We start from the raw sequence: 23,957 nt of genomic DNA, 5'->3' as shown, positions 1-23,957 counted from the left end.
GCGCCGACTATCGACTCATCACAATTTAGAGCCTCACCAAAGCTTTATTTCCTTGTCTTGAGCAGAAAAGCCATGTTGATTGCGATACGGCGAACGGGCCGGCGGAGACCCCATGTCTATTTTTGGCGATTTCAAAATTAACAATAATCAGCTGGTTGCGACCGAAACCGGGGCGCAAATTCCGTTGAACCGCGACTTTGCATTAGACGCATGGCGAATGGCGAGTTTTGTGTGGGTAATAAACGCTGTCCGCGCAACACGAAAAATGCGCGGACGCGAACCACGCGCGCGGATTTCGTTCTTTCCAAAAAAACCACGATCCTATTATGCCATATGGCCCGTTTGCCAATTAGCCGACGTCAAGATCGTCGATGACCCCGCTGAGGCGGACATACATTTCTATTTTGAAGATCGCGAATTTTTAACTGCACCGCGCCGGGCACCGTCCCAAAAACCAACATTGAATATCGGTTGCTTTGATATCCGCAAAAGCGTCGTGGCCCGGACTTTTGAAGAAATCTTTGGATATAGCTTGACGATTGATCCCACGACCTTTGTCGGCACAGCCGTCGAAAAGTCCGAAGCCAATGGTAAGCATGACGGCAAAAAAATTGAATGTCCCATCGCGACCCCGAAACCGGGCCACGTATATCAACAAGTCATTGAAAACACATTTGATGGTATTGAGCACATAGACATTCGTACACCAATCGTTGGCGGTAAAACGACCCCATATGTTTTCTTAAAACGTAGAACGTGCGAATTACGTTTTACCAATGATAACCATCGTGTTGATCTCGCGCCGATTGAGGTAATGCTCTCTACAGACGAGTGTGAAAAAATTGCCGCTTTCGCTCAATCAATGCGGCTCGATTTTGGTGGCTTAGACGTTTTGCGCAATCGCAATGATGGCCGTATTTATATCGTCGATGCCAACAAAACTGATATGGGTCCCCCATCGGCCATGCGTGCCCAAGACAAACTAACGGCGATGCGCGGCTTGGCCAAAGCCTTTGCCGCTATGGTCGATGAAAAATTGAAGGCAGAATAAATTGGCCGCAATTCCCTTTGTAAAAGATATCCACTTCACCCCCGGTGTGCCTGACCTCGTGCGTCCGGGCGTCCGGCGGGTGATTGCAGACAATCCTGGCCCTTTTACTTATACTGGTAGCGGGACTTATATCATCGGCACCGGCGAGGTTGCTGTCATTGACCCTGGCCCCGACGACGAAGCGCATCTGGCGGCATTGTTGGAGGTTCTTTCCGGTGAAACGGTCACTCATATTCTCGTGACCCACACGCACTGCGATCATTGTGGTCTTGCGCGTAAATTCGCTGATGCGACCGGTGCACCTATTTATGGCTTTAGCGCACATCCGGTACGAGACGCTAAAATCGACGCGCCGGCACTCGATGAAGGCGCTGATTATGATTACGCGCCCGACGAGTTGATTGCTCATGGGGCGGTCCTGACCGGCCGTGATTGGACGCTTGAGGTCATCCATACACCCGGCCATTTATCGAACCATTTGTGCTTTTCCATGCCCGCCCAGAAAGCGCTTTTCACCGGCGACCACATAATGGGCTGGGCCACAACTGTTGTTGCACCGCCCGATGGCGACATGACCGCCTATCTTGATAGCTTATCGGTTTTGCTGGAGCGCGACGACGAAATATATTTCCCGACCCATGGTGCACCGATCGAAACGCCGCAGCGCTTTGTCCGCGCCGTCAGAACGCACCGCCTTATGCGCGATGCGCAAATTATTGATCAAATCAAAAAAGGTCGTACCGGGATTAAAGAAATTGTCTCTGCTATGTATGCGGACGTTGACAAGCGCTTGCATGGCGCGGCGGCGCTAAATGTCCTTGCACATTTGATCCGACTCGAGCGGATCGGCACAATAGAGTGCGACGGCGAGCCGGGTATGAAATCGGAATACCGACCCGCCGCGCAATAATACTATTTATTCGCCTTGTCGTAGGCTTTGCTAAATTTCTGCCACTCTTTGACAACTTTAGTTTCTGATTCAACGGTCGCGTTGTAGTCTTTTAGCGCTTGCTTGCGAACATCAATTTCAAGTTCTTCATTGTCTGAAATCATCGTGACACATTCGCGATATTCACCAAGAACGGCTTGATATTCTTTGATCGCTGCGATGGTCGCCGCGCGTTCTTCGGCAGTGGCAGTTTTCGGATCGGGCATCGCAGGCGCTTCAGCCTCAAGCACACAATCATCGGCCATAGCCACACCGCTGGTCAACACAAACGCCGCGACAGCCCCTAAAATTGTTTTCATCATCAATAATTCCTTCCCTAAGACATTCGCAAACCACGAAACCCTACACAAAAAACTGTAAGCTTCGCAAATTACACTACGGATATAGGCGCTCAGTTTTCCAGTCGCTTTTCCCGTCAGGCCGAATGTAGCGAAGCCGGTCATGTAACCGGAACGGGCGATTGACCCAAAATTCAATCTCTAGTGGTAACAATCTGTAACCAGACCAATGCTCCGGGCGCGGCACGTCGCGGCCCTTGAGTTCATTATCAAGCTTATCAATATCACGCTTCAGCCGTTTCGGTTCTTCTAATATGCGAGATTGCGCAGATGCATGTGCCCCAAGCTGTGCGCCACGCGCGCGTTTTGCAAAATAGCTATCGGCCTCGACTTTTGTTACTGGAGAAACGGTGCCGCGAAAACGAACCTGCCGACGAATCGATTTCCAATGAAAGCAAATTGCCGCATTCGGCGTTGCCGCAAGCTGCTCACCCTTCGCACTTTCCGTATTGGTAAAAAAAGTTAACCCACATGCGTCAAAATCTTTGAGCAGAACCATGCGCACATCTGGCATACCTGACTTATCCACCGTGGCCAGCGCCATTGCGTTAGGGTCGTTCATCTCGTTTTCGCGCGCCAAGCCCAGCCATTCCGCGAATAATGCCGTGGGATCGCTGATCGAGAAGACGTCACCTTGGTCCGCTTCGGCGCTATAGGCTTCGGTTGACGGGCTTGGCGGAATAAGATCGGACATTGACGGTTCCTTTGCCGCTCCCGATAAGAGAGGGAATTATGAAGAAAATGCCTTTAGGGCTATAACTCGCCCATCAAGGGCCACGGCATAATACGGATCAAGCATGTCTTTCAACAGTTTTGGCAAAGCATTTCGCTTCACAACATGGGGCGAATCACACGGACCTGCTCTCGGGGTCGTCATTGATGGATGCCCACCGGGCCTGCTGTTGCGGGCGGAGGATATTCAAGAAGCCCTCGATAAGCGCAAACCCGGCACCTCAAAATTTGTGACACAACGCAAAGAACCGGACGCCGTCAAAATTCTGTCGGGCGTATTTGAAGACGACCGAACCGACGGCCCGCGCACGACCGGAACACCAATTAGCCTGATGATCGAAAATATGGATCAACGGTCAAAGGACTATTCCGAGATCCGTGACAAATACCGTCCCGGCCACGCTGATTTCACCTATGACGCGAAATATGGCTTTCGCGATTACCGCGGCGGCGGTCGATCATCGGCCCGAGAAACGGCCGCGCGTGTCGCCGCCGGCGTGGTCGCCGAAAAAGCTCTCGCCGCAGTCCTCGATGCGCCAGTCAATATCCGTGCCTGTATGGTGCAAATGGGCGCTGACAAAATTGACCGCAACAATTTCGATTGGATGGAAGTCGATAACAATCCGTTCTGGTGTCCCGACGCAAAAGCGGCCACCCGCTGGGCCGAACAGCTCGATGCGGCGCGGAAATCCGGCTCCTCTATGGGGGCGGTGATCGAAGTCGTTGCCGCCGGCGTTCCGGCGGGCCTTGGCGCGCCGGTTTATTCAAAACTGGACGCAGATCTTGCCAGCGCGATGATGTCAATCAATGCCGTAAAGGGCGTTGAGATTGGTGCCGGGTTCGACGCCGCAGCACTTTCCGGTGAAGAAAACGCAGATGAAATTCGTATGCGGAGCGGCGCACCCGATTTTCAGTCAAACAAAGCAGGCGGTATTTTGGGCGGTATTTCAAGCGGTCAAGATATTGTCGTCCGTTTCGCCGTAAAGCCGACGTCATCAATCCTTACACCGCGCGATACAATTACCTCACAAGGCGAAGAAACAACCGTTCAAACCAAGGGCCGTCATGACCCATGTGTCGGTATTCGCGGCGTTCCCGTTGGCGCAGCGATGATGGCGCTGGTGCTGGCCGATCACGCCCTCCTCCACCGCGCGCAGTGTGGGCGCTGAGAAATTCGTTCCCAACACATAATATAGCGGCTACGATCCGCGCATGAGAAAATTCGCGCTATTTGTTCTGCCCATCGTCGCCATTTTTGGGGTTTTGGTTTTATTACGCACACCGGATACCGACCCGCTTGCGATGGCCGAAAAATACACCAATGCCGAATCGCAATTCGCCGATAATGGCGCAGGGCTACGGGTACATTATCACGACCAAGGCAACCCCGATGGCATCCCGATTGTTTTGGTCCACGGTACATCAGCGTCACTTCATAATTGGGAACCACTTGTGGCGCTGCTGGGTGATGAATATCGCGTCATCACCTATACCCAACCGGGACATGGCTTGACCGGTCCGCATCCGGATGATGACTATCAATTTTCTGGCATGGCTGATGCGCTCGACCTATTGGTCGAGACACTTGACCTTGACCAATTCGTTTTGGGCGGCAATTCCATGGGCGGTTGGGTTTCGTGGCGTTACGCCCTCGCCAATCCCGACAAAGTAAGCGCGCTTATCCTGCTTGATGCATCTGGCATGCCGTTACGCGAAGGCGAAGAAAATCCGCCACTGAATATCGGTTTCAAATTGCTTGGCACACCAATTGGCCGGTTCCTAATGCAACAATACACCCCACGAAGCCTCGTGAAAAAATCAGCGATGGAAACTGTTTCAGTGAAATCAATCATCACCGATGAAATGGTTGATCGCTACTGGGAGTTACTGCGCCTGCCCGGTAACCGGCGGGCGGCAGCCCTGAGGGCATTAGCGGACAGGGAAACACATTACGCAGATGAAATTCATGAACTCACCATGCCGATCTTGCTTATTTGGGGCGAAGACGACCAGTTGATTTATGTGAGCGCTGTTAAAAGCTTCCAAGAACGACTCCCCCACGCCGAAGCCGTTGTCTATGACGGCATCGGGCACTTACCGATGGAAGAAGCACCCGCAAAAACCGCCGCTGATATCGAAAAGTTCCTGCAACAATCTTTCGTGGAAAAACCCAACTAAACGAGTTTTTCAAACATTGAAATCTTGGAGAGAAACGCCACGGTCTCGTCTATCTTTGTCAGGCCTTCCGCATCCATCAACGCAGAAAGATCAGTCCGGCAATAGCTATCATAATAAGGTTCATGAAATCCGCGTGGGAAGTTTTCTAGCAGAATATCAAAACCCGACTCATCGCCATACTGAATGGTATCGACAATAATCATTTTTCCGCCGGGCTTTAATAACCGCGCGCATTCGGCAACTACGTCTTGGCGAATGGCTGGCGGTAGCTCATGAAACAAATATACAGCAGTAATCACATCATATGATTGCGCGGCTAATTGCGTATCCTCGGCTTTCCCTTGAACAAATGTCACATCACGAAATCGGCCAAGGCGGGTCTGGGCCTTAGTTAGATAAGCAGGAGACAGATCAAGTGCCGTTACCGGCAACACCGGCCAGTTATCCTTGACGCTCTCCAGAAATCGACCAACCCCACATCCGATGTCCAACAAACTTGCGTCCGTCATATCACGCCCAGAAAGCGCATGCCGTATCCTCGGCAATGCCTGGCGTCGCATCGCGTCGGCGGACCCCGTAAATAATGTTTCAACCTGCATATCATAGCGCTCGGCGGAACTCTCCGTCAGCCAACCATCTGTCTGATAGTGAAAATTTTGGAGATAATAACGCGGATATTTCGCTCGCTGGGCCTCTGTCAGGACCTCAGAATGACCACGCGTATGCTTTCGACGTGCAACGTTTTGTGCATCACTTAAATAATCCCGACTCTCACGCAACATACGCCGAAACGACGGCATTCGCCGCGATTCTTTCGGCAATTTATATTCGCCCGCTTCGATATTTTTCCAATCGCGATGGAATAATTCTTTGAATGATGATTTTAGTCGATCTCGATCAAGCGGCCCAAATTCTTCCGCATAGGGTGCTTCTCCGGGTTCGGTCAGCGGCCCCATAAGACGCCGACCATAGGCATAATGCCCAGTGTACCATAATACCCTTGCGGCCTGCGAAGCACCATATGCCGCTCGCTTCGCGCCATTCGCAATCATCGTATTTAACGGAGCCATGGGTCAGCCTTTTCGAAAAACCCCAACCAGTTCAACATGGGCAGCATAGACGAATTGGTCAACGGGCGTCACATGCGACAGCTCGTAGCCGCCCTCACGCAAAATCGCTGCATCGCGCGCAAAACTCGTTGGATTGCACGAAACCCCAATAATTATGGGCACATTGCTCTTTGCGAGCTGTGCCGACTGCGCCTGTGCACCGGCGCGGGGCGGATCAAAAATCACTGCGCCATAGCTATTTAGCTCTGCGGGTAACAACGGGCGGTCGAACAAATTGCGCCGATGCGCTTTTGTAGGGTGGCGAAGGTTTGATCGCCGTGCCGCAATCTCTAATGCTTCGATAGCCGGCCCTGCGATGTCGAACGCATCCACATGCGCGTCAACGGCAAATGAAAATGTTCCGCAGCCGGAAAACAAATCCGCGACCCGCTTGGCCGCAGCCAAATACGGAACAACAAGGTCAATCAATCGTTGCTCTCCTTCGCGACTGGCCTGAAGAAATACGCCGGGCGGTATCGAAACGTCTACCGCCCCAAAACGTACAACCGGTTCTGAAAATACAACCACGGGCGCATCATCAATCGAAAGACGAATGAAATTGTTTTCGCGCGCAACCTCCACCAACGTTGCCAAAGACGCGCCAAGATCGTCCTCGTCTGCATCCCCACCGGTAATCGAAACGTCAATTCCATTATCACAAAGCGTAGCCATCATATCGAATTTTCGCCATTGCGACGGCGTCGCTGTCGCTATGGCCTTTAGCCCGTGGATAGCCGCATCAAGTTCGGGTGCCAGAACAATACATTCGGAAATTTCTGTCAGCGCCGATGAACCACGCTCATTAAACCCAAACAAAACAGTATCTTTTGTTTTTCTGATCGCGAATTGCGCCCGACGCCTCGAAGCGGGAGTGCAGTGCTGTAATGGCACAATGACATCTTCATCGAAACCTTCTCGGCGCAGAGCCGACACCACAATATCCCGTTTCCACCCCATATATAATTGTTCACTGACGTGCTGCATCAGGCAGCCACCGCACGTTCCGTAATAGTTACATGGCGCTGTGACACGGTCAGGCCCCGCGTTCAAAATACTACGGACCGTCCCCCGCTCTCCGCGAAAGCTAATTTCGACTTTGTCGTTCGGCACAGTGTACGGAATATATATGGGTTTTCCATCCACCATGGCCAGTCCATCGCCGCGCGCACCAAGTTTTTCAATCATGACGGTCGCGTGTCGTTCTGGCGCAGTTTTTTTAGAACGCGTTTTTCGTCTATTTCGATTTCGTTGCGCCAAGTAAAAATTCCTTATTGCCGTCGCCACCGACGATCGGGCTATCGATGACATCAATCACGGACCATCCGGCCATAGCGTTCATCCATGCAGTCAGATCTTCCACCACTGGTCCGGCAAGTCCCGGCTTAACAATGCCGCCCTTCCCTAATCCAGCTTTGCCGACTTCGAATTGAGGTTTGATCAGTGCAACCATGTTTGCGTCCACTGCCGCCAGTGACATCGCGAACGGCAACGCCTTTTTTAACCCAATAAAACTAACATCGCACACAATTAGCGCAATTTTTTCGGGCACTAGCGTACCGTTCAGATCTTTCGCATGAGTTTTTTCAAGATTAATCACCCGTTCGTCGCGAACAATTTTTTCATGCAGCTGCCCTTGTCCAACATCGACGGCATAAATTCGCGTCGCCCCACGTCGCAACAACACATCACAAAATCCGCCAGTAGACGCACCAAGATCGAGGCAAATTTGTCCGCTCGGATCAAACCCAAAATGGTCGAGCGCCGCTTCGAGCTTTAACCCGCCGCGCGATACATAGGGGTGGACTGCGCCCTCAATAGTGACGCTCGCATCATCAGCGACTTTTTGTGCGGGCTTTATCGCGGTTATGCCGTTTATACGCACCAACCCTGCGGTGACCGCTTCTTGCGCACGGGCACGACTTTCAAAAAGGCCGTGTTGGGTCAGGTAATGATCAAGACGCATTGATTGGTTTTCGGGTCACTACGGAAAAACCCTGTTTAGCGCCCCCAGACCGAAACGAACAGAGCACCACATGAATTCCTCGTCCTCGCCCTTCATAACGTTCATGTGAATGATCGGAACAACGTTCTTAGCTTTGTGTTGGGCATTTGTGTCATCCGGACACAAAAGATAGAAAGAGGAGATTTTATGAGTAAGCTTGAGAACAAAAAGATCGCGATTATTGCCACCGATGGCTTTGAGCAATCCGAATTGTTTTCGCCACTCGAAGCATTGAAAAAAGCCGGTGCCAAAGTCGATATCATTTCCCTAAAGCCCGGCGAAATTCAGGGCGTTGAACACGGAGAAAAGGGTAAGTCCGCGAAGGTCGATCAGGAGATTGAACACGCCGATATTGGCGAATTCTCCGGTATTTTGATCCCCGGCGGCCTCTATAACCCCGACGCCCTTCGTCAAAACGAACGAGTTCTTTCATTTGTTCGGGGCGCGTTTGAGCGCAAATTGCCTGTCGCCTCAATCTGTCACGGGCCACAGGTTCTAATCAGCGCAGGCGTAGTGACGGGCCGCAAAATGACCGGCTATCCATCGATACAAAAAGATCTTGAAAATGCAGGTGCCACCGTCAGCGATGAAGAAGTTGTTGTTGACCAAGGGTTGGTCACCAGCCGCAGCCCAGATGACCTAGAGGCGTTTAACAAAAAGATTGTCGAGGAGTTTTGTGAAGGCAAACACGACCGACAAGCAAAATCGATCGCAGCGTAATCAAAAAAAAGCCCCGCTTAATGCGGGGCTTTTTTAAAAGCTTAACCGCGTAAATTTACAACGTTTGACGAAACACCAAGCGCCTGTCGCGCACGTTCAACAATTTGTGCGGCATTTAACTGAGCCAAGTCATACATCTTGGCGGGGCTATCTTGATCTTGGAACAGATCCGGCAATGTCATTGTACGGATCTTTAACCCGGTATCGAGAACACCCTGATCAGAAAGGTAATGAAGGACAAACGCACCAAAACCACCGCGCGAGCCTTCTTCGATTGTGATCAACACTTCATGATTGCGAACAAGCTGCATGATCAAATCATGATCAAGCGGCTTTGCAAATCGCGCATCCGCCACAGTCGTAGAAATGCCCTGAGTCTCTAGGGTGTCAGCCGCTTTTAGCGCCTCGGATAAACGTCCACCAAGTGCCAAAAGCGCGACTTTGGTACCCTCGCGCACAATCCGGCCTTTGCCGATTTCAAGGATTTTGCCGCGTTCTGGCAGGTCAATGCCAACCCCCTCACCGCGCGGATAGCGGAATGCGATTGGCCCCTCATCATATGCCGCGGCAGTAGCCGTCATATGCATTAACTCGGCTTCGTCACCCGCCGCCATCAAAACCATATTTGGCAAACACCCAAGATAGGCGATGTCGAATGAACCCGCATGGGTTGATCCATCAGCACCAACCAAGCCCGCCCGGTCCATCGGGAACCGAACCGGTAGGTTCTGAATAGCCACATCATGCACAACCGAATCATAAGCGCGCTGAAGGAATGTTGAATAAATTGCCGCGAAAGGCCGCATCCCATCGGCTGCGAGCCCGGCCGCGAACGTCACGGCATGTTGCTCGGCGATGCCAACATCATAACAACGGTCGGGGTAAACATCAGCGAACATATCAAGGCTAGTGCCCGATGGCATCGCCGCAGTAATGCCCACGATTTTGTCGTCGGTTTCTGCTTCTTTGATCAGCGCCTTTGCAAATACCTTTTGATAGGCTGGTGCGTTCGGGGTGCCTTTTTGTTGTTTACCAGAAACAACATCAAACTTCGCAACACCGTGATATTTATCGTACGATTCTTCCGCAGGCGGATAACCCGCACCTTTACGCGTTACCACATGAACGAGGACAGGCCCCTCTTTCATATCACGGACATTTTCGAGCACCGGCACAAGTTGATCGAGATTGTGCCCATCGATGGGACCGACGTAATAAAACCCAAGCTCTTCAAACAATGTGCCGCCAGACACCATCCCGCGGCCATATTCTTCAGCTTTGGCAAGTTGTTTATAGATCGCTTTTGGCAGGCGTTTTGCGAGCTGCTTACCGAATGAGCGGAACCCCTGATACACCCCTGATGAGGACGCTCGTGCGAGATATGCGCTCATGGCACCAACAGGCGGCGCAATCGACATATCATTGTCGTTGAGGATAACGACAAGCTTTGAACCAAGATGTCCAGCGTTATTGAGGCCCTCATAGGCCATACCGCCCGACATTGAACCGTCGCCGATAACGGCAATAGAAGTCGTTTCTTTTTCAAGGTGTCGCGACGCTTCGGCAAATCCAGTCGCAGCAGAGATCGATGTCGCAGCATGTGCCGCGCCAAACGGATCATACTCGCTTTCAGATCGCTTGGTGAAACCAGAAAGCCCACCCGGCTGGCGCAATGTCCGTATACGGTCGCGACGGCCCGTTAAAATCTTATGTGGGTAGCATTGGTGACCAACGTCCCAGACCAAACGGTCATCGGGCGTATTGAAGACGTAATGAATTGCCGTTGTCAGTTCGACAACCCCCAAACCGGACCCGAGATGGCCGCCAGTCACGGAGACCGCATCAATCATTTCCGCGCGCAATTCATCGGCGAGCTGACGCAATTGTGATTTCTCAAGCTTGCGCAAATCCACCGGGAATTTGACGGTGTCTAGAAGCGGCGTTTCAACGGCCATGATCGTACCTCTTTATTATCATTCTTCTCATCAATTCGGCTTTCAGGGCGATACTCAATGAAGGCGTCAAAAATGAGACGACCGTTCTAGCGCTTTGCCAATATTTCTCTACCCCTTTTTGTCCGAAACCACTGTGACCTAACCGTGATTTGACCGCGATTGTTGCCAAAGGGTCGCGGCAAGTCGAAATGGTGCTGCCATTCCCCATTGCCCACATAGCAACGACAACGCATCTTGAGTTTCTTAGCCCTTGCTGTGAGCGCTCAAATGACCCAAAAGCCCGAAAAATCCTGCGTCGTGATAGGTGCTGGCGATGATACCGGCGCGGCAATCGCGCGGGCATTTGCCCGCGAAGGGTTTAGCGCCTGCCTTAGCCGACGCCCACGTCACGCAGAAGCGCTAGAGACACTGGCGCAATCGATTCGCGCCGACGGAGGAGACGCGCACGCACTGCCGATGGATGCGCGAGATGAGAGCGCAATGATTGCGCTTTTCGATAAGATTGAGCGCGATATCGCACCGGTCGAGGTCGCAGTTTTTAATATTGGGGCGAATGTGAACTTCGCGATCGAAGAGACAACGACGCAAGTTTATAAAAAGGTTTGGGAAATGGCCTGCTTTGCCGGTTTCCTCATGGGGCGCGAAGCCGCAAAAGTCATGACGAAGCGCGGTCATGGAACGATTATCTTTACCGGCGCAACCGCCAGCATAAGAGGTGGTATCGGCTATGCCGCTTTTGCCGGGGCGAAACATGGCCTAAGGGCGCTAGCACAATCAATGGCGCGGGAGTTAGGGCCAAAGAATATTCACGTGGCGCATGTAATCATTGACGGCGCGATTGATTCTGACTTTATCCGAAAGATGCATCCGGACCCCGACACAGCGCGCAGGGAAGACACGATTCTATCGCCCGATGCCATCGCACAGAATTATGTCTGGCTTCACAATCAACCGCGCAGCGCATGGACCCACGAGTTGGACCTGCGGCCATGGAAAGAAAAATGGTAGGTATAAAGATGAAAAAGACAATCGAGTTTATCTATGATTTCGGCAGTCCAAATGCTTATCTCGCATACAAATTGTTGCCGGACATTGCAGCCAACCTAAATGCTGCGGTCACGCTCAATCCGTGTCTGCTTGGAGGAATTTTCAAAGCCACCAACAACCAATCGCCTTTTTATGCTTACGCCCCGATCAAAGGAAAGTTGGCCTATGAGCAGTTAGAAATGAAACGGTTCATAGAAAAACACGACATTCCTTTCGAATTTAATCCGAACTTTCCAATCAATACCTTGCTAATTATGCGCGGTGCCATGGTCGCAAAACGTGACGGAATTCTCGACGGCTATACCGACGCAGTCTTTGATTTGATGTGGAAGCAACCACGAAAAATGGACGACCCCGAAATAGTGAAAACCGCATTGACCGAGGCGGGTTTTGACGGCGCAGCAATCGTTGACGCAACAAAAGACCCCGCGATCAAATCCACCCTTATCAGCGAGACCGAAGCCGTTGTGGAGCGAGGCGTTTTTGGAATGCCTACATTTTTTGTGGGCGAGGAGATGTTTTACGGGAAAGACCGGCTAGATCAGGTCGCCGAAGCGGTCAGTCGGGGCTAACCCTATTCAAAGCTTGCCGATTCGGTTTTTGGCTTGCCGTCGGCACCCACAACAATCTTCTCAATTTTTTCCTGAGCAGCCTTAAGTGTAGTCTCACAATGCGCCTTTAGCGCGGCTCCGCGCTCATAAAGCGCGATTGAATCCTCAAGGGCTGCCTGCCCGCTTTCGAGCTTTTGAACAATCGATTCAAGCTCCGCGAGGGCATTTTCAAAAGATAGGGTCGAGATATCATCGGGTTTCTTAGCCATAAAGATGGTTTAGCGGCGGCGACCGACCAATGGCAAGCCCGAATTTGCCCCGATCCCTGCGCCACAAAGATTGACCCGGCTCAATAACTCAATAAGACCCACGGCTATGAGCAAAATTTCCCAAGCAGAATATGACGTCGCGATAATCGGAGCCGGTGCCGCAGGCATGATGGCCGCTATTGAGGCTGGCCGCAGAGGGCGCAGCGTTCTTTTGATCGACCATGCCGACACGCCGGGCGAGAAAATTCGCATCTCCGGCGGTGGACGTTGCAATTTCACCAACACCCGAACCACACATGCCAATTTTATTTCCCAAAATCCGCATTTCTGTAAGTCGGCCCTAACGCGATACACCCCGACCGATTTTATAAAATGGGTCAATGCCAAAAATATTGCCTGGCACGAAAAAACGCTAGGGCAATTATTCTGCGACGGACCTTCGATTCAGATCATCAATATGCTGACTGAACACTGCGAGCATGCGAACGTTGAGACATGCCTTTCGACCTCTGTCGAGCGCGTTGAAAAAACCGACGACCGCTTTCGCTTACTGACTAGCGAAGGCCCAGTTGTGACTTCGTCGCTTGTGATCGCGACGGGCGGCAAATCGATCCCCAAAATGGGCGCAACAGACTTTGCGTATCGCATCGCCGACCAATTCGGACTTAACATCGTCACCACTCGGCCAGCCTTGGTTCCGTTCACATTTGGGACTGAATTGTTGGAGCAAACCAAACCCCTCAGCGGTATTAGCGCCGACGCCGAAATCCGCTGTAACGGAACCTCATTCCGCGAAGCTTTACTCTTTACGCATCGCGGCATTTCCGGGCCGAGCATTCTTCAAATTTCCTCCTATTGGCGCGAAGGCGACGAAATCGAAATAAACCTGACACCAGACATCAATCTCTATGAGGATTTAAAAGCGGGCCGCCAGAAAAACGGCAAACTCGCGCCCCATACAGTGATGGCAACACACCTGCCCAAACGCCTTGCGGAATGGGTCACAAAACGCGCCCATGTTCCAGAAAAGTTTGGCGACCTATCTGACAAACATCTCAAAGCGTTAGCGGGAGGTGCACAGCAATGGCGGGTTAAGCCCGTCGGTAGCGAAGGGTATCGCACAGCCGAGGTGACGCTGGGCGGCATCGACACCAACGATCTATCCTCCAAGACAATGGAGGCAAAATCAGTGAGCGGACTTTATTTCATTGGCGAAGCCGTGGACGTCACTGGCTGGCTGGGCGGATATAATTTTCAATGGGCGTGGTCTAGTGGTTGGGCCGCAGGGCAGGTAATTTAGCCTGCCCACCGGACCACGAATTTATTCCGCTGCTGCGTGCGCTCCCACCTCGTTCTTCACACCTGGTGGTTGGTAGATACGCCAAGACCAGTAATCATGGCCACCCTGGTGTTCTGTACACGTCCAACCATTCTTGCGCAGATGACGACCGATCATCCAATTGAGATAACCATGCGCACAAAGTAGAACGTCGCCATCTTCCGCGTGGGCTTCGAGGTTTTTGGTGATTTTCTCCACGCGTTGCCACGTAGCGCCATTGCTCTCTACGCCCTCCGGCGTATGTCCCATCATCCAAAAAATGCGCGAAAGCACGCCCCAAAGCCTTGGTTGTAGTCGAAGAAATTTAGGCACAGGTGGTGGCGGCAAAGGTGCCTCAACATAGATCGAATCTGCAGGGACGTCACGACTGCCTTTCGTCGCCATAGATGCTGTTTCAATAGCGCGCGGCAATGTCGACGAAATGACCGTTTTTGCGCCGGCGGCCAGCCGCACCAAACTTTCGGGCGGTGCCTCACCAGGAGCGAGACCGCTCTCGTCATATCGCGCCCACCAGTCCCCATACTCACGAGCAGTGATCTTAACGTCTCGCGACAAGTCAGGGCGCCCGTGGCGTGCGGTAATTATGCGTCCAATCATGAGACCTTCAAATTACTGATTAGCTCTTATGGCGTGTTTTTTACATTACCATCAAGGCTTTGACATGGGCAGAGGCGCTGGCTGCGAGTGCAGGCAAATCATAGCCCCCTTCGAGAATAGAAATCAGCCGCCCCTGCGCCTTATCCTTGGCAATTGCCCCAATTTCAGCAGTTATCCAAGCGAAATCTTCCTCCACTAACGCCAATCCACCCAATGGATCGGCCCTATGGGCGTCAAAACCCGCTGAAATCACGATCATTTCCGGTGCAAAATCTGAAAGAGCAGGCAAAAGGATTTCTCCCCAGGTTCGCCGAAAAGCCTCGCTATCCGCACCTGTGGGCAGAGGTGCATTGGCAATATTATCAAATGCACCGCGATCACTCGCCCGCCCCGTGCCAGGATATTGAGGCCATTCGTGGGACGACGCATAAAATGCGTGTTCGTCGTGCCAAAAAGCGGCCTCGGTACCGTTTCCATGGTGCACATCAAAATCAACGACGGCGATGCGGCGGGCACCATGAACAGCACGCGCATGCTGCGCGGCAATCGCAGAGCCATTAAAGAGACAAAACCCCATTGCCCGGTCTGGCTCAGCGTGGTGACCCGGCGGTCGCGCCGCAATAAAAGCGTTACGCGCGTGTCCTTTGTAAAGCGCATCAATCGCGTCGATTGCGCCACCGGCTGCGCGCAAACTCGCATCCAACGACGACGGTCCCGCAAAAGTATCAGCGTCCAGTTGCGTTAGTCCCTGCTCGGGTACGTTTTCAGTAATTCGTTCACGAAACACACGTGGATGTACACGTTCAATTTGTTCTGGCGTGGCGCGTGGCGGCTCACGCCGGTCGAGTTCTGCGAACTCTTCAGCATTCAACGCTTTGTCAACGGCTTTGTAGCGCCCCGCGTGTTCCACATGGCCGGGCGGAACTTCGTGACGACCAAAAGAAGGATGAGTGTACAATAAAGTTGTCATGATGCGCCCCTCATCAGCAATCGTTGTCATAGCACAACGCGACACGGTAAAACACACTCAAATGCGAACCGAAAACAAACAAGGATTCAACAATGCCGCAATTTGACATGATCGTCATTGACCCGAAACGGGCCAAAGGACAAAACATCGAAGCGCATGAAGCAGGCAAACCACTGCGCCAAGGCGGAGGCGATGAAACCTATCGTTGTGGTGGCTGCAAAACCAAATTGCTCGTCAACGTGGATCACCATGATGCTCATGGTGCGGTCATTAAATGTGGCAAATGCGGTAAAGTGAATACCGAACCGCACCACCACTAAGCCAGCGGCCATCCATTTTCTCGCCGCTCCAAAACCTTTACGGAATCACCAACATTAATGCGGCCCTGTTTAATGACAGCAGCGTTCCAACCAAATAACGCGCCTTGTAAATCAGGATGCGTTGAACGCCGTATCCGCCCGAGCGTTCTTAAGGGGGCTCGCCCTTTGACCTCGCCCGTTCGTTGATCTTTGGTCGTCACAAGACATCGGGCGCAGGGCTTAACCAGTTCTATTGTGACGTCACCGATTTCAAGCAAGGACCAGTAATCTTCAGCCCAAGGGTCAGAACCTTCAATCACAATGTTAGGCCGAAAACGTTCCATCCCAACGGATTCGCCAGCGCCTTTTGTTATCTCATTATTCAGATCACTGAGTGATGACGTCGAAGTAACCAACAATGGAAACCCATCGGCAAAACTAACAGGCGTTTTCGCACCCCATTTACCGGGCGTATTGCGATCCGCATCATCATCCATAAACAACAAACGCGCAGGACGCCCTGCGATAGCGGACACCCACAAATCCGCCACGGTCCCTGCAGGTAGGGCAAGCACAGTATCTTTCCAGACCACCACAGCTTCCCGCACCTTCGTTGACGGAAACGCAATATCGATAGCGTCACCACCATCGGTCGATAACGTGACACCGATGTCCGTCGGCGTCGCGATTATCCGTGCTAGCGCGCCGCACTCTCTTTGGGTCAGAAAACGATTATTCTCGTCGGTAATAATCCACCGACGATCCCTTGCGAGCCCGCGCGGGCGCAGATGAGCCTGATCAAGGCTTATGCTTCGACCACTTTTGACTGGATAAATATGAAGCGAGGTAACGCGCATAAGCGCTACCCTAGCATACCCTCCATCAAAGTCTCTGCGACTCCTGGTGGCGGGGTTGCATCATCCGGAACAAAGAAATCTGGCGCGAGCTTTTTCGAAGCATCAACACGATATTGTTCGAAATCTTTGACACCATTTTCATAAAGAAAGGTGTCATCGATGATGAAGTTACCGCTAAATTCACGTGATGGTTTGGTGAAAATCAGATGAGCAGAATCCGAAAGAATATCGACCGTACGCGAGGCCTGCATCATTGCCTCTCCGCCCAAGGCAAACTTTACCGCCGCCGTCGCAATAGCCGTACGTGGCCAGAGCGCATTAAAAGCAATGCCCGCGTTTCTATATTCTTCCGCCATACCGAGTACACACATCGACATGCCAAATTTTGCCATAGTGTAAGCGACATGCCCGCCAAACCATTTTGGACTCATGTCGAGTGGTGGCGACAACGTCAAAACATGCGGGTTTTCAGCTTTTTTTAGATAAGGAATGCACGTTTTAGACGTTAAAAACGTACCGCGCGCATTGATTTGGTGCATCAAATCCCAACGCTTCATGTCAGTTGCTTCTGTACCAGTAAGAGAAATTGCCGAAGCGTTGTTCACGCAGATATCTATGCCACCGAACTTCTCAGCTGTTGCATCGACGGCCGCCTGAACTTGATCTTCGTACCGAATATCACACACAAGCGGCAAGGCTTTGCCACCTGCCGCTTCGATTTCTTCCGCAGCCGTATAAATCGTACCCGGTAGATGCTTGTGTGGCTCTGCTGATTTTGCCGCAATCGCGATATTCGCGCCATCTTTTGCAGCGCGCAGCGCGATAGCGAGTCCAATCCCCCGCGATGCACCGGTAATGAATAATGTCTTGCCTTTGAGATCGCCCATAGCTGAACCCTTCCCGAATGAATTGCTACATCACTCAATAGAGCTCTGTGGCTTGGGGGTCCAGAATTCTTGGCAGTTATGGGATCGATTTTGCGGCGCAGTGCCCCACCCGAGCATTATTCGAATTAGATATGCGGGACTATCAACCTTCGCCAATAGGCAAATCGTATGATAGCCCCACAAATAGCTATTAGAATTTGCGCTTGCGGCGACCTTTTTCAACCTCTTCCCAAACGCGAAGAGCATTGCCTCCTAGAATCTTTTCAATCGCTGCCTCGTCATAGTCACGCTCCAGCAGGCCATCGACCAACACTGGGAACGACGTCACGTCCTTGAGGTCTGTTGGAAGACTGTCACCAACACCATCATAGTCAGTACCAAGACCAACATGATCAATTCCAGCAACCTCTACGGCCCGATCAATGTGATCAAGAACATCGTCAAGCGTAGCAAATGGATAAGGGTTATCTTTGGACCAGACTTCCCTAAATGCACCGATCTCGTCACGGGTCATAGCGCGACCGAGCTTTTCTTCTTCGGCGGTCTGCGCTGCCGTACGCATATCGGAATATTTATTGGCTTCCTCAGTCAGAAATGACGAGCCGTAATTGATCATGATCACGCCGCCATTTTCACTGATTTTTTTAGCAAGCTCATCCGATAAGTTGCGCTCGAACCCTGGCGTAAAATGTCGCATGGAAGAGTGCGAAGCAATCACCGGCACACGCACGACATCAAGTACATCCTCAATTGCGCCGTCGGACAAATGACTGACATCAACCATAATACCAAGGTCGTTCATCGCTTCTACCATTTGAAAACCGAAGGGAGAAAGCCCACCCCACCGCTTGTTCGAATCGTAAGACGAATCTGAGATATGATTTGATTTGGAATGTGCCAATGTGATGTAGCGAATTCCGCGATCATAAAAATGCTTGAGGTTTTTGAGGTCGCCTTCGATCGGGGAACCGTTTTCCATTCCCATGGGCAGCGCTACTTTGCCCGCTTTAAAAATGCGGCGTACATCTTTGGGCGAATATGCGATTTCATATTTGTCGGGGAATTGTGCTGCGACGCCTTCCATAAGGCCAATAAGAATATCCGCCCGCGCTTTCGCACCGCCTGATTCTTCATATGTTGCGGCTACATAGATCGACATAAAAGGCGCATCAAGACCGCCGGTCTTTGCACGATCAAAGTCGAACTCAGCTGTGTTCTCACCGGTTGAAAGATCGGCACCGCTCGTGACCACATGCATCGGCGCATCAATATGCCCGTCAATCGTAATATATTTATGGGCGATTTCGATAGCACGCTCAGACGGCGCAGCCATCGCCGACACCGGCAAAACGCCAGATGCAATGATCAGGGGAAGAACAGGCAGCAAGTTTCGCATCAAATCCACTTTCCTAAATAAAGGCGTTTCACGCCAAAACTATTCGATAGTGCAATTTGTGCCGGAAGCAGAAATCAAATCAACCCGAAAACAGCGAGAGAGCAACGTTTTCGTCTATTCAGGGGTATAATTAAGAATTGGCCCCAGCCAACGTTCGGCTTTACTCAACGGCCAGCCTTTCCGATTGGCATAATCTTCCACTTGGTCTTTTTCGATCTTGCCAACAGCAAAATAGACTGACTGCGGATGGGCGAAATAAAGACCCGAAACACTCGCGGGCGGCGTCATGGCACAGCTCGACGTTAGCTCAACCCCGGCGCGTTTTTCCGCCTCCAACAACCGGAATAAAGTTTCCTTTTCCGTATGGTCAGGCTGTGACGGATAGCCTGGCGCAGGACGAATACCATCATATTTCTCTTCGATCAGTGCTTCCCGATCGAGATTTTCATCTGGCGCATAGCCCCATAATTCGCGGCGCGCCCGGGCGTGGAGTAATTCTGCGAACCCTTCCGCAAAACGGTCTGCAAGTGCTTTGACAATTATCGAAGAATAGTCGTCATTCGCTTTGCGGAATGCTTCCGACCGTTCCGCTTCGCCATGACCAGCCGTTACACAGAATCCGCCAACCCAGTCATCGCCTATTGATGTGGGTCTAACGAAATCCGAAAGCGCCATATTGGTATGTTCGAATTCTTTCTTCATCTGTTGACGAATCGTATGAAACCGCGCGCGCTCGCTGGAGCGCCCTTCATCGGACCACACGATGACGTCGTCACCATCTGTATTGGCAGGCCAGAACCCGACGCTGCCCGTTAAGGTCAACCATTTTTCAGCGACCATGCGTTCAAGTATAGCTTGCGCATCACGCCATAGGCCGCGTGCGGCCTCTCCCCGTTTGTCATCGTCCAAAATCTGCGGGTACCGTCCCTTCAGATCCCAGCTCATGAAGAATGGCGTCCAGTCCATATACGGCAATACGTCTTCAAGAGAGACGTCATCAACAGTCTCCACACCGATGAATGATGGCTTGGGCGCAGGTTGTGACCAATCAAGTTTCAATGACTGCTCACGCGCGTCTGCAATGGCCAATCGTTCTTTGCGCGCACCGCCGGAACGAGACTGGCGGATTTTTTCGTACTTTTCCTTTGTTTCTTCCCAAACACGCGGGCGGTCATCATCAGAAAGCAGCGACGAAACCACGCCGACAGCGCGGCTAGCGTCAGTGACGTGAAGCGTTGGCGCATTCTTATAGCCTGGTTCAATTTTCACTGCCGTATGCGCCGGCGATGTCGTCGCGCCACCAATCAACAAAGGAAGGTTCATGTTCTGGCGCTGCATTTCAGCACCCACAAAAACCATTTCATCAAGCGATGGTGTAATCAATCCCGAGAGACCAATAATATCCACTTCGTTCTTTTTGGCTTCTTCCAGAATAGTTTCTGCAGGAACCATCACACCTAGATCTATGACCTCGTAGCCATTACATTGAAGCACCACACCGACGATATTCTTACCGATATCGTGGACATCGCCCTTCACTGTCGCCATCAAGATTTTGCCATTTGACTTGTCAGCAGTCCCAAGGCGGACTTTTTCCTCTTCCATAAACGGAAGAAGATGCGCCACGGCTTGCTTCATTACGCGGGCCGATTTCACGACCTGCGGCAGGAACATTTTGCCATCACCAAATAAGTCGCCAACGATCCCCATGCCGTCCATCAATGGGCCTTCGATCACATGAAGCGGTCGGTTAGCTGCAAGACGAGCTTCCTCGGTGTCTTCGATAATGTATTCGGTGATGCCGTGAACCAACGCATGGGATAGCCGTTCCTTAACGTCGCCTTCACGCCATGAAAGATCTTTCTCTTGAACGGCGCCCTTTTGTCCGCGAAACTTCTCTGCGATATCCAGCAGGCGGTCGGTCGCGTCATCACGCCGATTGAGAATTACGTCTTCAACACGCTCACGTAAGTCAGGCTCAATGTCGTCATAGATATCAAGCTGGCCCGCATTGACGATTGCCATATCCATGCCCGCTTTAATCGCATGATATAGGAACACCGAATGCATGGCACGTCGTACCGGCTCGTTCCCGCGAAACGAGAACGAAACATTCGACAATCCGCCAGACACATGCGCACCGGGCAATTCTTTCCGTATACGTTTGACAGCGTCAATAAAAGCGCGCGAATAATCGTTATGCTCTTCGATGCCTGTTGCCACAGCGAAGATGTTCGGATCAAAAATAATATCTTCGGGCGGAAAGCCAACCTCATCAACCAAAAGCCGGTATGCCCGCGTACAGATGCGCACTTTCTCGTCAGCCGTTTCCGCTTGGCCCTTTTCGTCAAAGGCCATAACTACGGTGGCTGCGCCATAACTACGGACGATACGCGCCTGTTTTAGAAACGGCTCCTCACCCTCTTTGAGCGAGATCGAGTTTACGACGGCTTTTCCCTGCACACATTTAAGGCCCGCTTCGATCACTTCCCACTTCGAGGAATCAATCATAATTGGCACCCGCGCGATGTCCGGTTCCGCGGCTAATAGATTAAGGAATGTTTGCATAGCCTCAACGCCATCCAACATTCCTTCATCCATATTGACGTCTATTATTTGCGCCCCGTTTTCAACTTGCTGGCGTGCGACCTCGACCGCATCCGCATAGCGTCCCTCGGTGATCATGCGACGAAAAACGGCAGAACCGGTGATATTCGTCCGTTCACCGATATTAACAAAATTAGCAGTTTGGTTGGTCATTACTTTTTTCTTATGCAAGTTCAAATGGCTCTAGCCCGGCTAATCGCATGGCGCGCGGGCGTTCCGAAATTTGGCGCGGAGCGACGCCATCCGCAGCCGCAGCAATCGCCGAAATATGATCTGGTGTCGTACCGCAGCATCCACCAAGCATGTTCACAAGGCCAGATTCGGCCCACTCTTTTAGCATTGCCGAAGTTTGCTCGGGGGTTTCTTCATACTCGCCAAATGCGTTGGGTAGGCCCGCATTTGGGTACGCCGCAACCAACGTGTCGGAAACGCGCGCAAGATCAGCAATATGTGGCCGCATGAGCGATGCCCCAAGCGCACAATTAAGCCCGATGGCGAATGGTTTTGAATGACGAACCGAATTCCAGAAGGCTTCAACTGTTTGCCCCGACAAAGTCCGGCCAGAACGGTCAGTGATCGTACCCGAAATCCAAATCGGCAGCTTGTCCATACCTTCGGCTTCAAGATCGCTGATCGCTTTCAACGCAGCCTTACAATTTAATGTATCCGTGATGGTTTCAATCAAATAAAGGTCAACACCGCCTTCGTTTAGGGCCCGGATCTGCATCACATAAGCATCGTAAACTTCGTCAAACGTCACGGACCTGGCACCGGGGTCATTCACATCGGACGACATCGACAACATCTTGTTGAGCGGCCCAATAGACCCGGCAACAAAGCGCGGTTTCTCTGGCGTCTTTTTTGTCCACTCGGCTGCGGCTTCCCGCGCGATTTTTGCGCCTTCGAAATTTATGTCCTGAACATCTTTTGCGCCGAGCGAATAATCATCTTGGGCAATCACTGTGGACGAAAATGTATTCGTCTCGGAAATATCAGCACCGGCAGCGTAATATTCGCCATGAAGCTCCCGAATAACATCAGGCCGTGTCAGGCAAAGAATGTCGTTATTACCTTTTAGCGCTGAATTGTGCGTGGCGAACCGACTGCCGCGAAAGTCTTCTTCTTCAAGACCCTTGCGTTGGATCATCGCGCCCCACGCACCGTCAAGAATAAGAATTCGTTCTTTCGCGGCTTCCCTTAGGGCTTTTACTCGTTCTAGCCTACTCATTACGCGGCCTCTTTATTCGGGTTTACACCCAACAAACGACATGTGGACAGCGCAAGGTTAGCGCGGTTCATGGTATAGAAATGAAAATTCGAAACGCCTTCGTCGCGAAGCTTATTGCACAGTTCCGCAACAAGGTGCGCTGTGACCAACTCGCGCGTCTGCGGGTCTTTTTCCAACCCGTCATAGAGTTCAGCTATTCGTTGCGGAATAGCGGTTCCGCACATTTTTGCCATCCGCGCAAGACCAGTGAAATTTGATTGCAACATGATTCCCGGCACAATCGGTTTTTCAACACCCGCATCTCGGGCGGCATCCACAAACCGCAGAAACGTTTCAGGCTCAAAAAAGAACTGTGTGATCGCACGATCCGCACCCGCATCAAATTTGCGTTTTAGTGTTTCCAATTCATGCTTAAGGTCTTTGGCTTCGGGGTGGCATTCCGGATAACATCCAACGGAAATATCAAACGGCCCGATCTTGCGAGCGCCCTCGATCAGATCAGACGCATAGGCATACCCATTTTCATGGGGCGTATAGGCAGCGCCGACCCCTTCGAGTGGGTCACCACGAAGCGCAACAATGCTACGAACACCGGAATTCCAATAATGTTGGAGGACGTTGTCTACCTCTGATTGCGATGCACCGACACAAGTAATGTGGCCCGCCGACCGAACCTGACCCGCCTTTGCTATCCGCTCAACAACATCATGCGTGCGTTCTCTGGTGGAACCACCTGCGCCGTATGTCACCGAAATAAAAGCCGGATCAAGCGCCGATAGTCGCTCAACGCTGTCCCACAACCGCATTTCCATTTCTGGATTTTTGGGCGGGAACATTTCAAATGAAATTGAGAGGTCACCCATGAGATAGGCCTAA

The 23,957-nt window shown here is 51.7% G+C and carries 24 protein-coding genes; 9 read left to right on the top strand and 15 right to left on the bottom strand.

All coding sequences use genetic code 11. From position 1 onward, the window contains the following. Nucleotides 1–112: 112 nt before the first annotated feature. Together ABFZ84_RS06510 and ABFZ84_RS06505 are read left to right on the top strand one after the other, a co-directional pair. The gene (locus tag ABFZ84_RS06510) at nucleotides 113–1,051 is read left to right on the top strand and encodes a hypothetical protein (protein ID WP_369313151.1); all 939 of its coding nucleotides are present in this window, start codon (nucleotides 113–115) and stop codon (nucleotides 1,049–1,051) included. 1 nt (nucleotide 1,052) lies between these two features. Beyond that, nucleotides 1,053–1,961, top strand: a complete 909-nt coding sequence (locus ABFZ84_RS06505; protein ID WP_369313150.1) for an MBL fold metallo-hydrolase — start codon at nucleotides 1,053–1,055, stop codon at nucleotides 1,959–1,961. 2 nt (nucleotides 1,962–1,963) lie between these two features. Here ABFZ84_RS06505 and ABFZ84_RS06500 read toward each other — a convergent pair whose 3' ends face one another. Continuing rightward, on the bottom strand, nucleotides 1,964–2,302 hold the full coding sequence (locus tag ABFZ84_RS06500) for a hypothetical protein (RefSeq protein ID WP_369313149.1): 339 nt from the start codon (nucleotides 2,300–2,302) through the stop codon (nucleotides 1,964–1,966). A 73-nt stretch (nucleotides 2,303–2,375) separates the two neighbouring features. Continuing rightward, the gene (gene pdxH, locus ABFZ84_RS06495; protein ID WP_369313148.1) at nucleotides 2,376–3,032 is read right to left on the bottom strand and encodes a pyridoxamine 5'-phosphate oxidase; all 657 of its coding nucleotides are present in this window, start codon (nucleotides 3,030–3,032) and stop codon (nucleotides 2,376–2,378) included. 103 nt (nucleotides 3,033–3,135) lie between these two features. Here pdxH and aroC point away from each other — a divergent pair, with 103 nt between their 5' ends. Together aroC and ABFZ84_RS06485 are read left to right on the top strand one after the other, a co-directional pair. After that, entirely contained in the window at nucleotides 3,136–4,239 is a 1,104-nt protein-coding gene (aroC, locus tag ABFZ84_RS06490; RefSeq protein ID WP_369313147.1) for a chorismate synthase, read from the top strand. A gap of 43 nt (nucleotides 4,240–4,282) precedes the next feature. Next, nucleotides 4,283–5,248 carry an alpha/beta fold hydrolase gene (locus ABFZ84_RS06485; RefSeq protein ID WP_369313145.1) on the top strand — a complete coding sequence of 322 codons (966 nt, stop codon included), beginning with the start codon at nucleotides 4,283–4,285 and terminating at the stop codon, nucleotides 5,246–5,248. Here ABFZ84_RS06485 and ABFZ84_RS06480 read toward each other — a convergent pair. From ABFZ84_RS06480 to ABFZ84_RS06470, 3 genes are read right to left on the bottom strand one after another with little or no spacing between them, the layout of a single operon-like run. After that, nucleotides 5,245–6,318 carry a class I SAM-dependent methyltransferase gene (locus tag ABFZ84_RS06480; protein ID WP_369313144.1) on the bottom strand — a complete coding sequence of 358 codons (1,074 nt, stop codon included), beginning with the start codon at nucleotides 6,316–6,318 and terminating at the stop codon, nucleotides 5,245–5,247. The two genes, ABFZ84_RS06485 and ABFZ84_RS06480, sit on opposite strands and share 4 nt — an antisense overlap. Before the next feature lie 3 nt (nucleotides 6,319–6,321). Continuing rightward, on the bottom strand, nucleotides 6,322–7,542 hold the full coding sequence (locus tag ABFZ84_RS06475; protein ID WP_369313143.1) for a class I SAM-dependent RNA methyltransferase: 1,221 nt from the start codon (nucleotides 7,540–7,542) through the stop codon (nucleotides 6,322–6,324). A 49-nt stretch (nucleotides 7,543–7,591) separates the two neighbouring features. Then, the gene (locus ABFZ84_RS06470) at nucleotides 7,592–8,320 is read right to left on the bottom strand and encodes a TlyA family RNA methyltransferase (RefSeq protein WP_369313142.1); all 729 of its coding nucleotides are present in this window, start codon (nucleotides 8,318–8,320) and stop codon (nucleotides 7,592–7,594) included. A gap of 186 nt (nucleotides 8,321–8,506) precedes the next feature. On the opposite strand from ABFZ84_RS06470, the gene ABFZ84_RS06465 reads away from it, so the two are divergent. Then, the gene (locus ABFZ84_RS06465; protein WP_369313140.1) at nucleotides 8,507–9,079 is read left to right on the top strand and encodes a type 1 glutamine amidotransferase domain-containing protein; all 573 of its coding nucleotides are present in this window, start codon (nucleotides 8,507–8,509) and stop codon (nucleotides 9,077–9,079) included. A 41-nt stretch (nucleotides 9,080–9,120) separates the two neighbouring features. Here ABFZ84_RS06465 and dxs read toward each other — a convergent pair whose 3' ends face one another. Further along, complete coding sequence (gene dxs / locus ABFZ84_RS06460) at nucleotides 9,121–11,034, bottom strand: 1-deoxy-D-xylulose-5-phosphate synthase (protein WP_369313139.1); 1,914 nt, start codon at nucleotides 11,032–11,034, stop codon at nucleotides 9,121–9,123. A gap of 267 nt (nucleotides 11,035–11,301) precedes the next feature. Here dxs and ABFZ84_RS06455 point away from each other — a divergent pair, with 267 nt between their 5' ends. Together ABFZ84_RS06455 and ABFZ84_RS06450 are read left to right on the top strand one after the other, a co-directional pair. Continuing rightward, nucleotides 11,302–12,042 carry an SDR family oxidoreductase gene (locus ABFZ84_RS06455; protein WP_369313138.1) on the top strand — a complete coding sequence of 247 codons (741 nt, stop codon included), beginning with the start codon at nucleotides 11,302–11,304 and terminating at the stop codon, nucleotides 12,040–12,042. Between the two features lie 8 nt (nucleotides 12,043–12,050). Then, nucleotides 12,051–12,653 (top strand): 2-hydroxychromene-2-carboxylate isomerase, encoded by a 603-nt coding sequence (locus ABFZ84_RS06450; protein WP_369313137.1) that lies wholly within the window; start codon nucleotides 12,051–12,053, stop codon nucleotides 12,651–12,653. A 2-nt stretch (nucleotides 12,654–12,655) separates the two neighbouring features. On the opposite strand, the gene ABFZ84_RS06445 is transcribed toward ABFZ84_RS06450, so the two are convergent. After that, complete coding sequence (locus tag ABFZ84_RS06445; RefSeq protein WP_369313136.1) at nucleotides 12,656–12,901, bottom strand: exodeoxyribonuclease VII small subunit; 246 nt, start codon at nucleotides 12,899–12,901, stop codon at nucleotides 12,656–12,658. Nucleotides 12,902–13,007: 106 nt separating this feature from the next. On the opposite strand from ABFZ84_RS06445, the gene ABFZ84_RS06440 reads away from it, so the two are divergent. Further along, nucleotides 13,008–14,201, top strand: a complete 1,194-nt coding sequence (locus tag ABFZ84_RS06440; protein ID WP_369313135.1) for a BaiN/RdsA family NAD(P)/FAD-dependent oxidoreductase — start codon at nucleotides 13,008–13,010, stop codon at nucleotides 14,199–14,201. A gap of 21 nt (nucleotides 14,202–14,222) precedes the next feature. Here the strand turns inward: ABFZ84_RS06440 and ABFZ84_RS06435 are convergent, their stop codons facing one another. Beyond that, nucleotides 14,223–14,837, bottom strand: a complete 615-nt coding sequence (locus tag ABFZ84_RS06435; RefSeq protein WP_369313134.1) for a histidine phosphatase family protein — start codon at nucleotides 14,835–14,837, stop codon at nucleotides 14,223–14,225. A 40-nt stretch (nucleotides 14,838–14,877) separates the two neighbouring features. Then, nucleotides 14,878–15,807: a histone deacetylase family protein gene (locus ABFZ84_RS06430; protein WP_369313133.1), complete on the bottom strand. Its 930-nt coding sequence runs from the start codon at nucleotides 15,805–15,807 to the stop codon at nucleotides 14,878–14,880. 92 nt (nucleotides 15,808–15,899) lie between these two features. Here ABFZ84_RS06430 and ABFZ84_RS06425 point away from each other — a divergent pair, with 92 nt between their 5' ends. Next, a complete protein-coding gene (locus ABFZ84_RS06425) occupies nucleotides 15,900–16,127 on the top strand; it encodes a hypothetical protein (RefSeq protein WP_369313132.1) in 228 nt (75 codons plus the stop codon). On the opposite strand, the gene ABFZ84_RS06420 is transcribed toward ABFZ84_RS06425, so the two are convergent. From ABFZ84_RS06420 to metF, 6 genes are all read right to left on the bottom strand, one after another. Beyond that, the gene (locus ABFZ84_RS06420; RefSeq protein ID WP_369313131.1) at nucleotides 16,124–16,963 is read right to left on the bottom strand and encodes an MOSC domain-containing protein; all 840 of its coding nucleotides are present in this window, start codon (nucleotides 16,961–16,963) and stop codon (nucleotides 16,124–16,126) included. The genes ABFZ84_RS06425 and ABFZ84_RS06420 overlap by 4 nt on opposite strands. A gap of 5 nt (nucleotides 16,964–16,968) precedes the next feature. Further along, the gene (locus ABFZ84_RS06415) at nucleotides 16,969–17,850 is read right to left on the bottom strand and encodes an SDR family oxidoreductase (protein ID WP_369313129.1); all 882 of its coding nucleotides are present in this window, start codon (nucleotides 17,848–17,850) and stop codon (nucleotides 16,969–16,971) included. 190 nt (nucleotides 17,851–18,040) lie between these two features. Further along, the gene (locus ABFZ84_RS06410) at nucleotides 18,041–19,246 is read right to left on the bottom strand and encodes a dipeptidase (RefSeq protein ID WP_369313128.1); all 1,206 of its coding nucleotides are present in this window, start codon (nucleotides 19,244–19,246) and stop codon (nucleotides 18,041–18,043) included. A 114-nt stretch (nucleotides 19,247–19,360) separates the two neighbouring features. Next, nucleotides 19,361–22,006: a methionine synthase gene (metH, locus tag ABFZ84_RS06405; protein WP_369313126.1), complete on the bottom strand. Its 2,646-nt coding sequence runs from the start codon at nucleotides 22,004–22,006 to the stop codon at nucleotides 19,361–19,363. A 10-nt stretch (nucleotides 22,007–22,016) separates the two neighbouring features. After that, the gene (locus ABFZ84_RS06400) at nucleotides 22,017–23,081 is read right to left on the bottom strand and encodes a homocysteine S-methyltransferase family protein (RefSeq protein ID WP_369313125.1); all 1,065 of its coding nucleotides are present in this window, start codon (nucleotides 23,079–23,081) and stop codon (nucleotides 22,017–22,019) included. Then, complete coding sequence (metF, locus tag ABFZ84_RS06395; RefSeq protein ID WP_369313124.1) at nucleotides 23,081–23,944, bottom strand: methylenetetrahydrofolate reductase [NAD(P)H]; 864 nt, start codon at nucleotides 23,942–23,944, stop codon at nucleotides 23,081–23,083. The genes ABFZ84_RS06400 and metF overlap by 1 nt, the downstream gene beginning before the upstream one ends. Nucleotides 23,945–23,957 lie beyond the last annotated feature (13 nt).

The sequence above is a fragment of the Hyphococcus lacteus genome, assembly GCF_041058985.1.
GTDB classification, from domain to species: domain Bacteria; phylum Pseudomonadota; class Alphaproteobacteria; order Caulobacterales; family Parvularculaceae; genus Hyphococcus; species Hyphococcus lacteus.
Note: the sequence above shows the minus strand (reverse complement) of the source record. Positions and strands in the feature narration are given on the sequence as shown.

What these genes read in the sequence shown, in the direction of transcription:
- ABFZ84_RS06510 (WP_369313151.1), top strand. Translation starts at nt 113, where the DNA reads ATGTCTATTTTTGGCGATTTCAAAATTAACAATAATCAGCTGGTTGCG.
- ABFZ84_RS06500 (WP_369313149.1), bottom strand. Translation starts at nt 2,302, where the DNA reads ATGATGAAAACAATTTTAGGGGCTGTCGCGGCGTTTGTGTTGACCAGC.
- pdxH (WP_369313148.1), bottom strand. Translation starts at nt 3,032, where the DNA reads ATGTCCGATCTTATTCCGCCAAGCCCGTCAACCGAAGCCTATAGCGCC.
- aroC (WP_369313147.1), top strand. Translation starts at nt 3,136, where the DNA reads ATGTCTTTCAACAGTTTTGGCAAAGCATTTCGCTTCACAACATGGGGC.
- ABFZ84_RS06485 (WP_369313145.1), top strand. Translation starts at nt 4,283, where the DNA reads ATGAGAAAATTCGCGCTATTTGTTCTGCCCATCGTCGCCATTTTTGGG.
- ABFZ84_RS06480 (WP_369313144.1), bottom strand. Translation starts at nt 6,318, where the DNA reads ATGGCTCCGTTAAATACGATGATTGCGAATGGCGCGAAGCGAGCGGCA.
- ABFZ84_RS06475 (WP_369313143.1), bottom strand. Translation starts at nt 7,542, where the DNA reads ATGATTGAAAAACTTGGTGCGCGCGGCGATGGACTGGCCATGGTGGAT.
- ABFZ84_RS06470 (WP_369313142.1), bottom strand. Translation starts at nt 8,320, where the DNA reads ATGCGTCTTGATCATTACCTGACCCAACACGGCCTTTTTGAAAGTCGT.
- ABFZ84_RS06465 (WP_369313140.1), top strand. Translation starts at nt 8,507, where the DNA reads ATGAGTAAGCTTGAGAACAAAAAGATCGCGATTATTGCCACCGATGGC.
- dxs (WP_369313139.1), bottom strand. Translation starts at nt 11,034, where the DNA reads ATGGCCGTTGAAACGCCGCTTCTAGACACCGTCAAATTCCCGGTGGAT.
- ABFZ84_RS06455 (WP_369313138.1), top strand. Translation starts at nt 11,302, where the DNA reads ATGACCCAAAAGCCCGAAAAATCCTGCGTCGTGATAGGTGCTGGCGAT.
- ABFZ84_RS06450 (WP_369313137.1), top strand. Translation starts at nt 12,051, where the DNA reads ATGAAAAAGACAATCGAGTTTATCTATGATTTCGGCAGTCCAAATGCT.
- ABFZ84_RS06445 (WP_369313136.1), bottom strand. Translation starts at nt 12,901, where the DNA reads ATGGCTAAGAAACCCGATGATATCTCGACCCTATCTTTTGAAAATGCC.
- ABFZ84_RS06440 (WP_369313135.1), top strand. Translation starts at nt 13,008, where the DNA reads ATGAGCAAAATTTCCCAAGCAGAATATGACGTCGCGATAATCGGAGCC.
- ABFZ84_RS06435 (WP_369313134.1), bottom strand. Translation starts at nt 14,837, where the DNA reads ATGATTGGACGCATAATTACCGCACGCCACGGGCGCCCTGACTTGTCG.
- ABFZ84_RS06430 (WP_369313133.1), bottom strand. Translation starts at nt 15,807, where the DNA reads ATGACAACTTTATTGTACACTCATCCTTCTTTTGGTCGTCACGAAGTT.
- ABFZ84_RS06425 (WP_369313132.1), top strand. Translation starts at nt 15,900, where the DNA reads ATGCCGCAATTTGACATGATCGTCATTGACCCGAAACGGGCCAAAGGA.
- ABFZ84_RS06420 (WP_369313131.1), bottom strand. Translation starts at nt 16,963, where the DNA reads ATGCGCGTTACCTCGCTTCATATTTATCCAGTCAAAAGTGGTCGAAGC.
- ABFZ84_RS06415 (WP_369313129.1), bottom strand. Translation starts at nt 17,850, where the DNA reads ATGGGCGATCTCAAAGGCAAGACATTATTCATTACCGGTGCATCGCGG.
- ABFZ84_RS06410 (WP_369313128.1), bottom strand. Translation starts at nt 19,246, where the DNA reads ATGCGAAACTTGCTGCCTGTTCTTCCCCTGATCATTGCATCTGGCGTT.
- metH (WP_369313126.1), bottom strand. Translation starts at nt 22,006, where the DNA reads ATGACCAACCAAACTGCTAATTTTGTTAATATCGGTGAACGGACGAAT.
- ABFZ84_RS06400 (WP_369313125.1), bottom strand. Translation starts at nt 23,081, where the DNA reads ATGAGTAGGCTAGAACGAGTAAAAGCCCTAAGGGAAGCCGCGAAAGAA.
- metF (WP_369313124.1), bottom strand. Translation starts at nt 23,944, where the DNA reads ATGGGTGACCTCTCAATTTCATTTGAAATGTTCCCGCCCAAAAATCCA.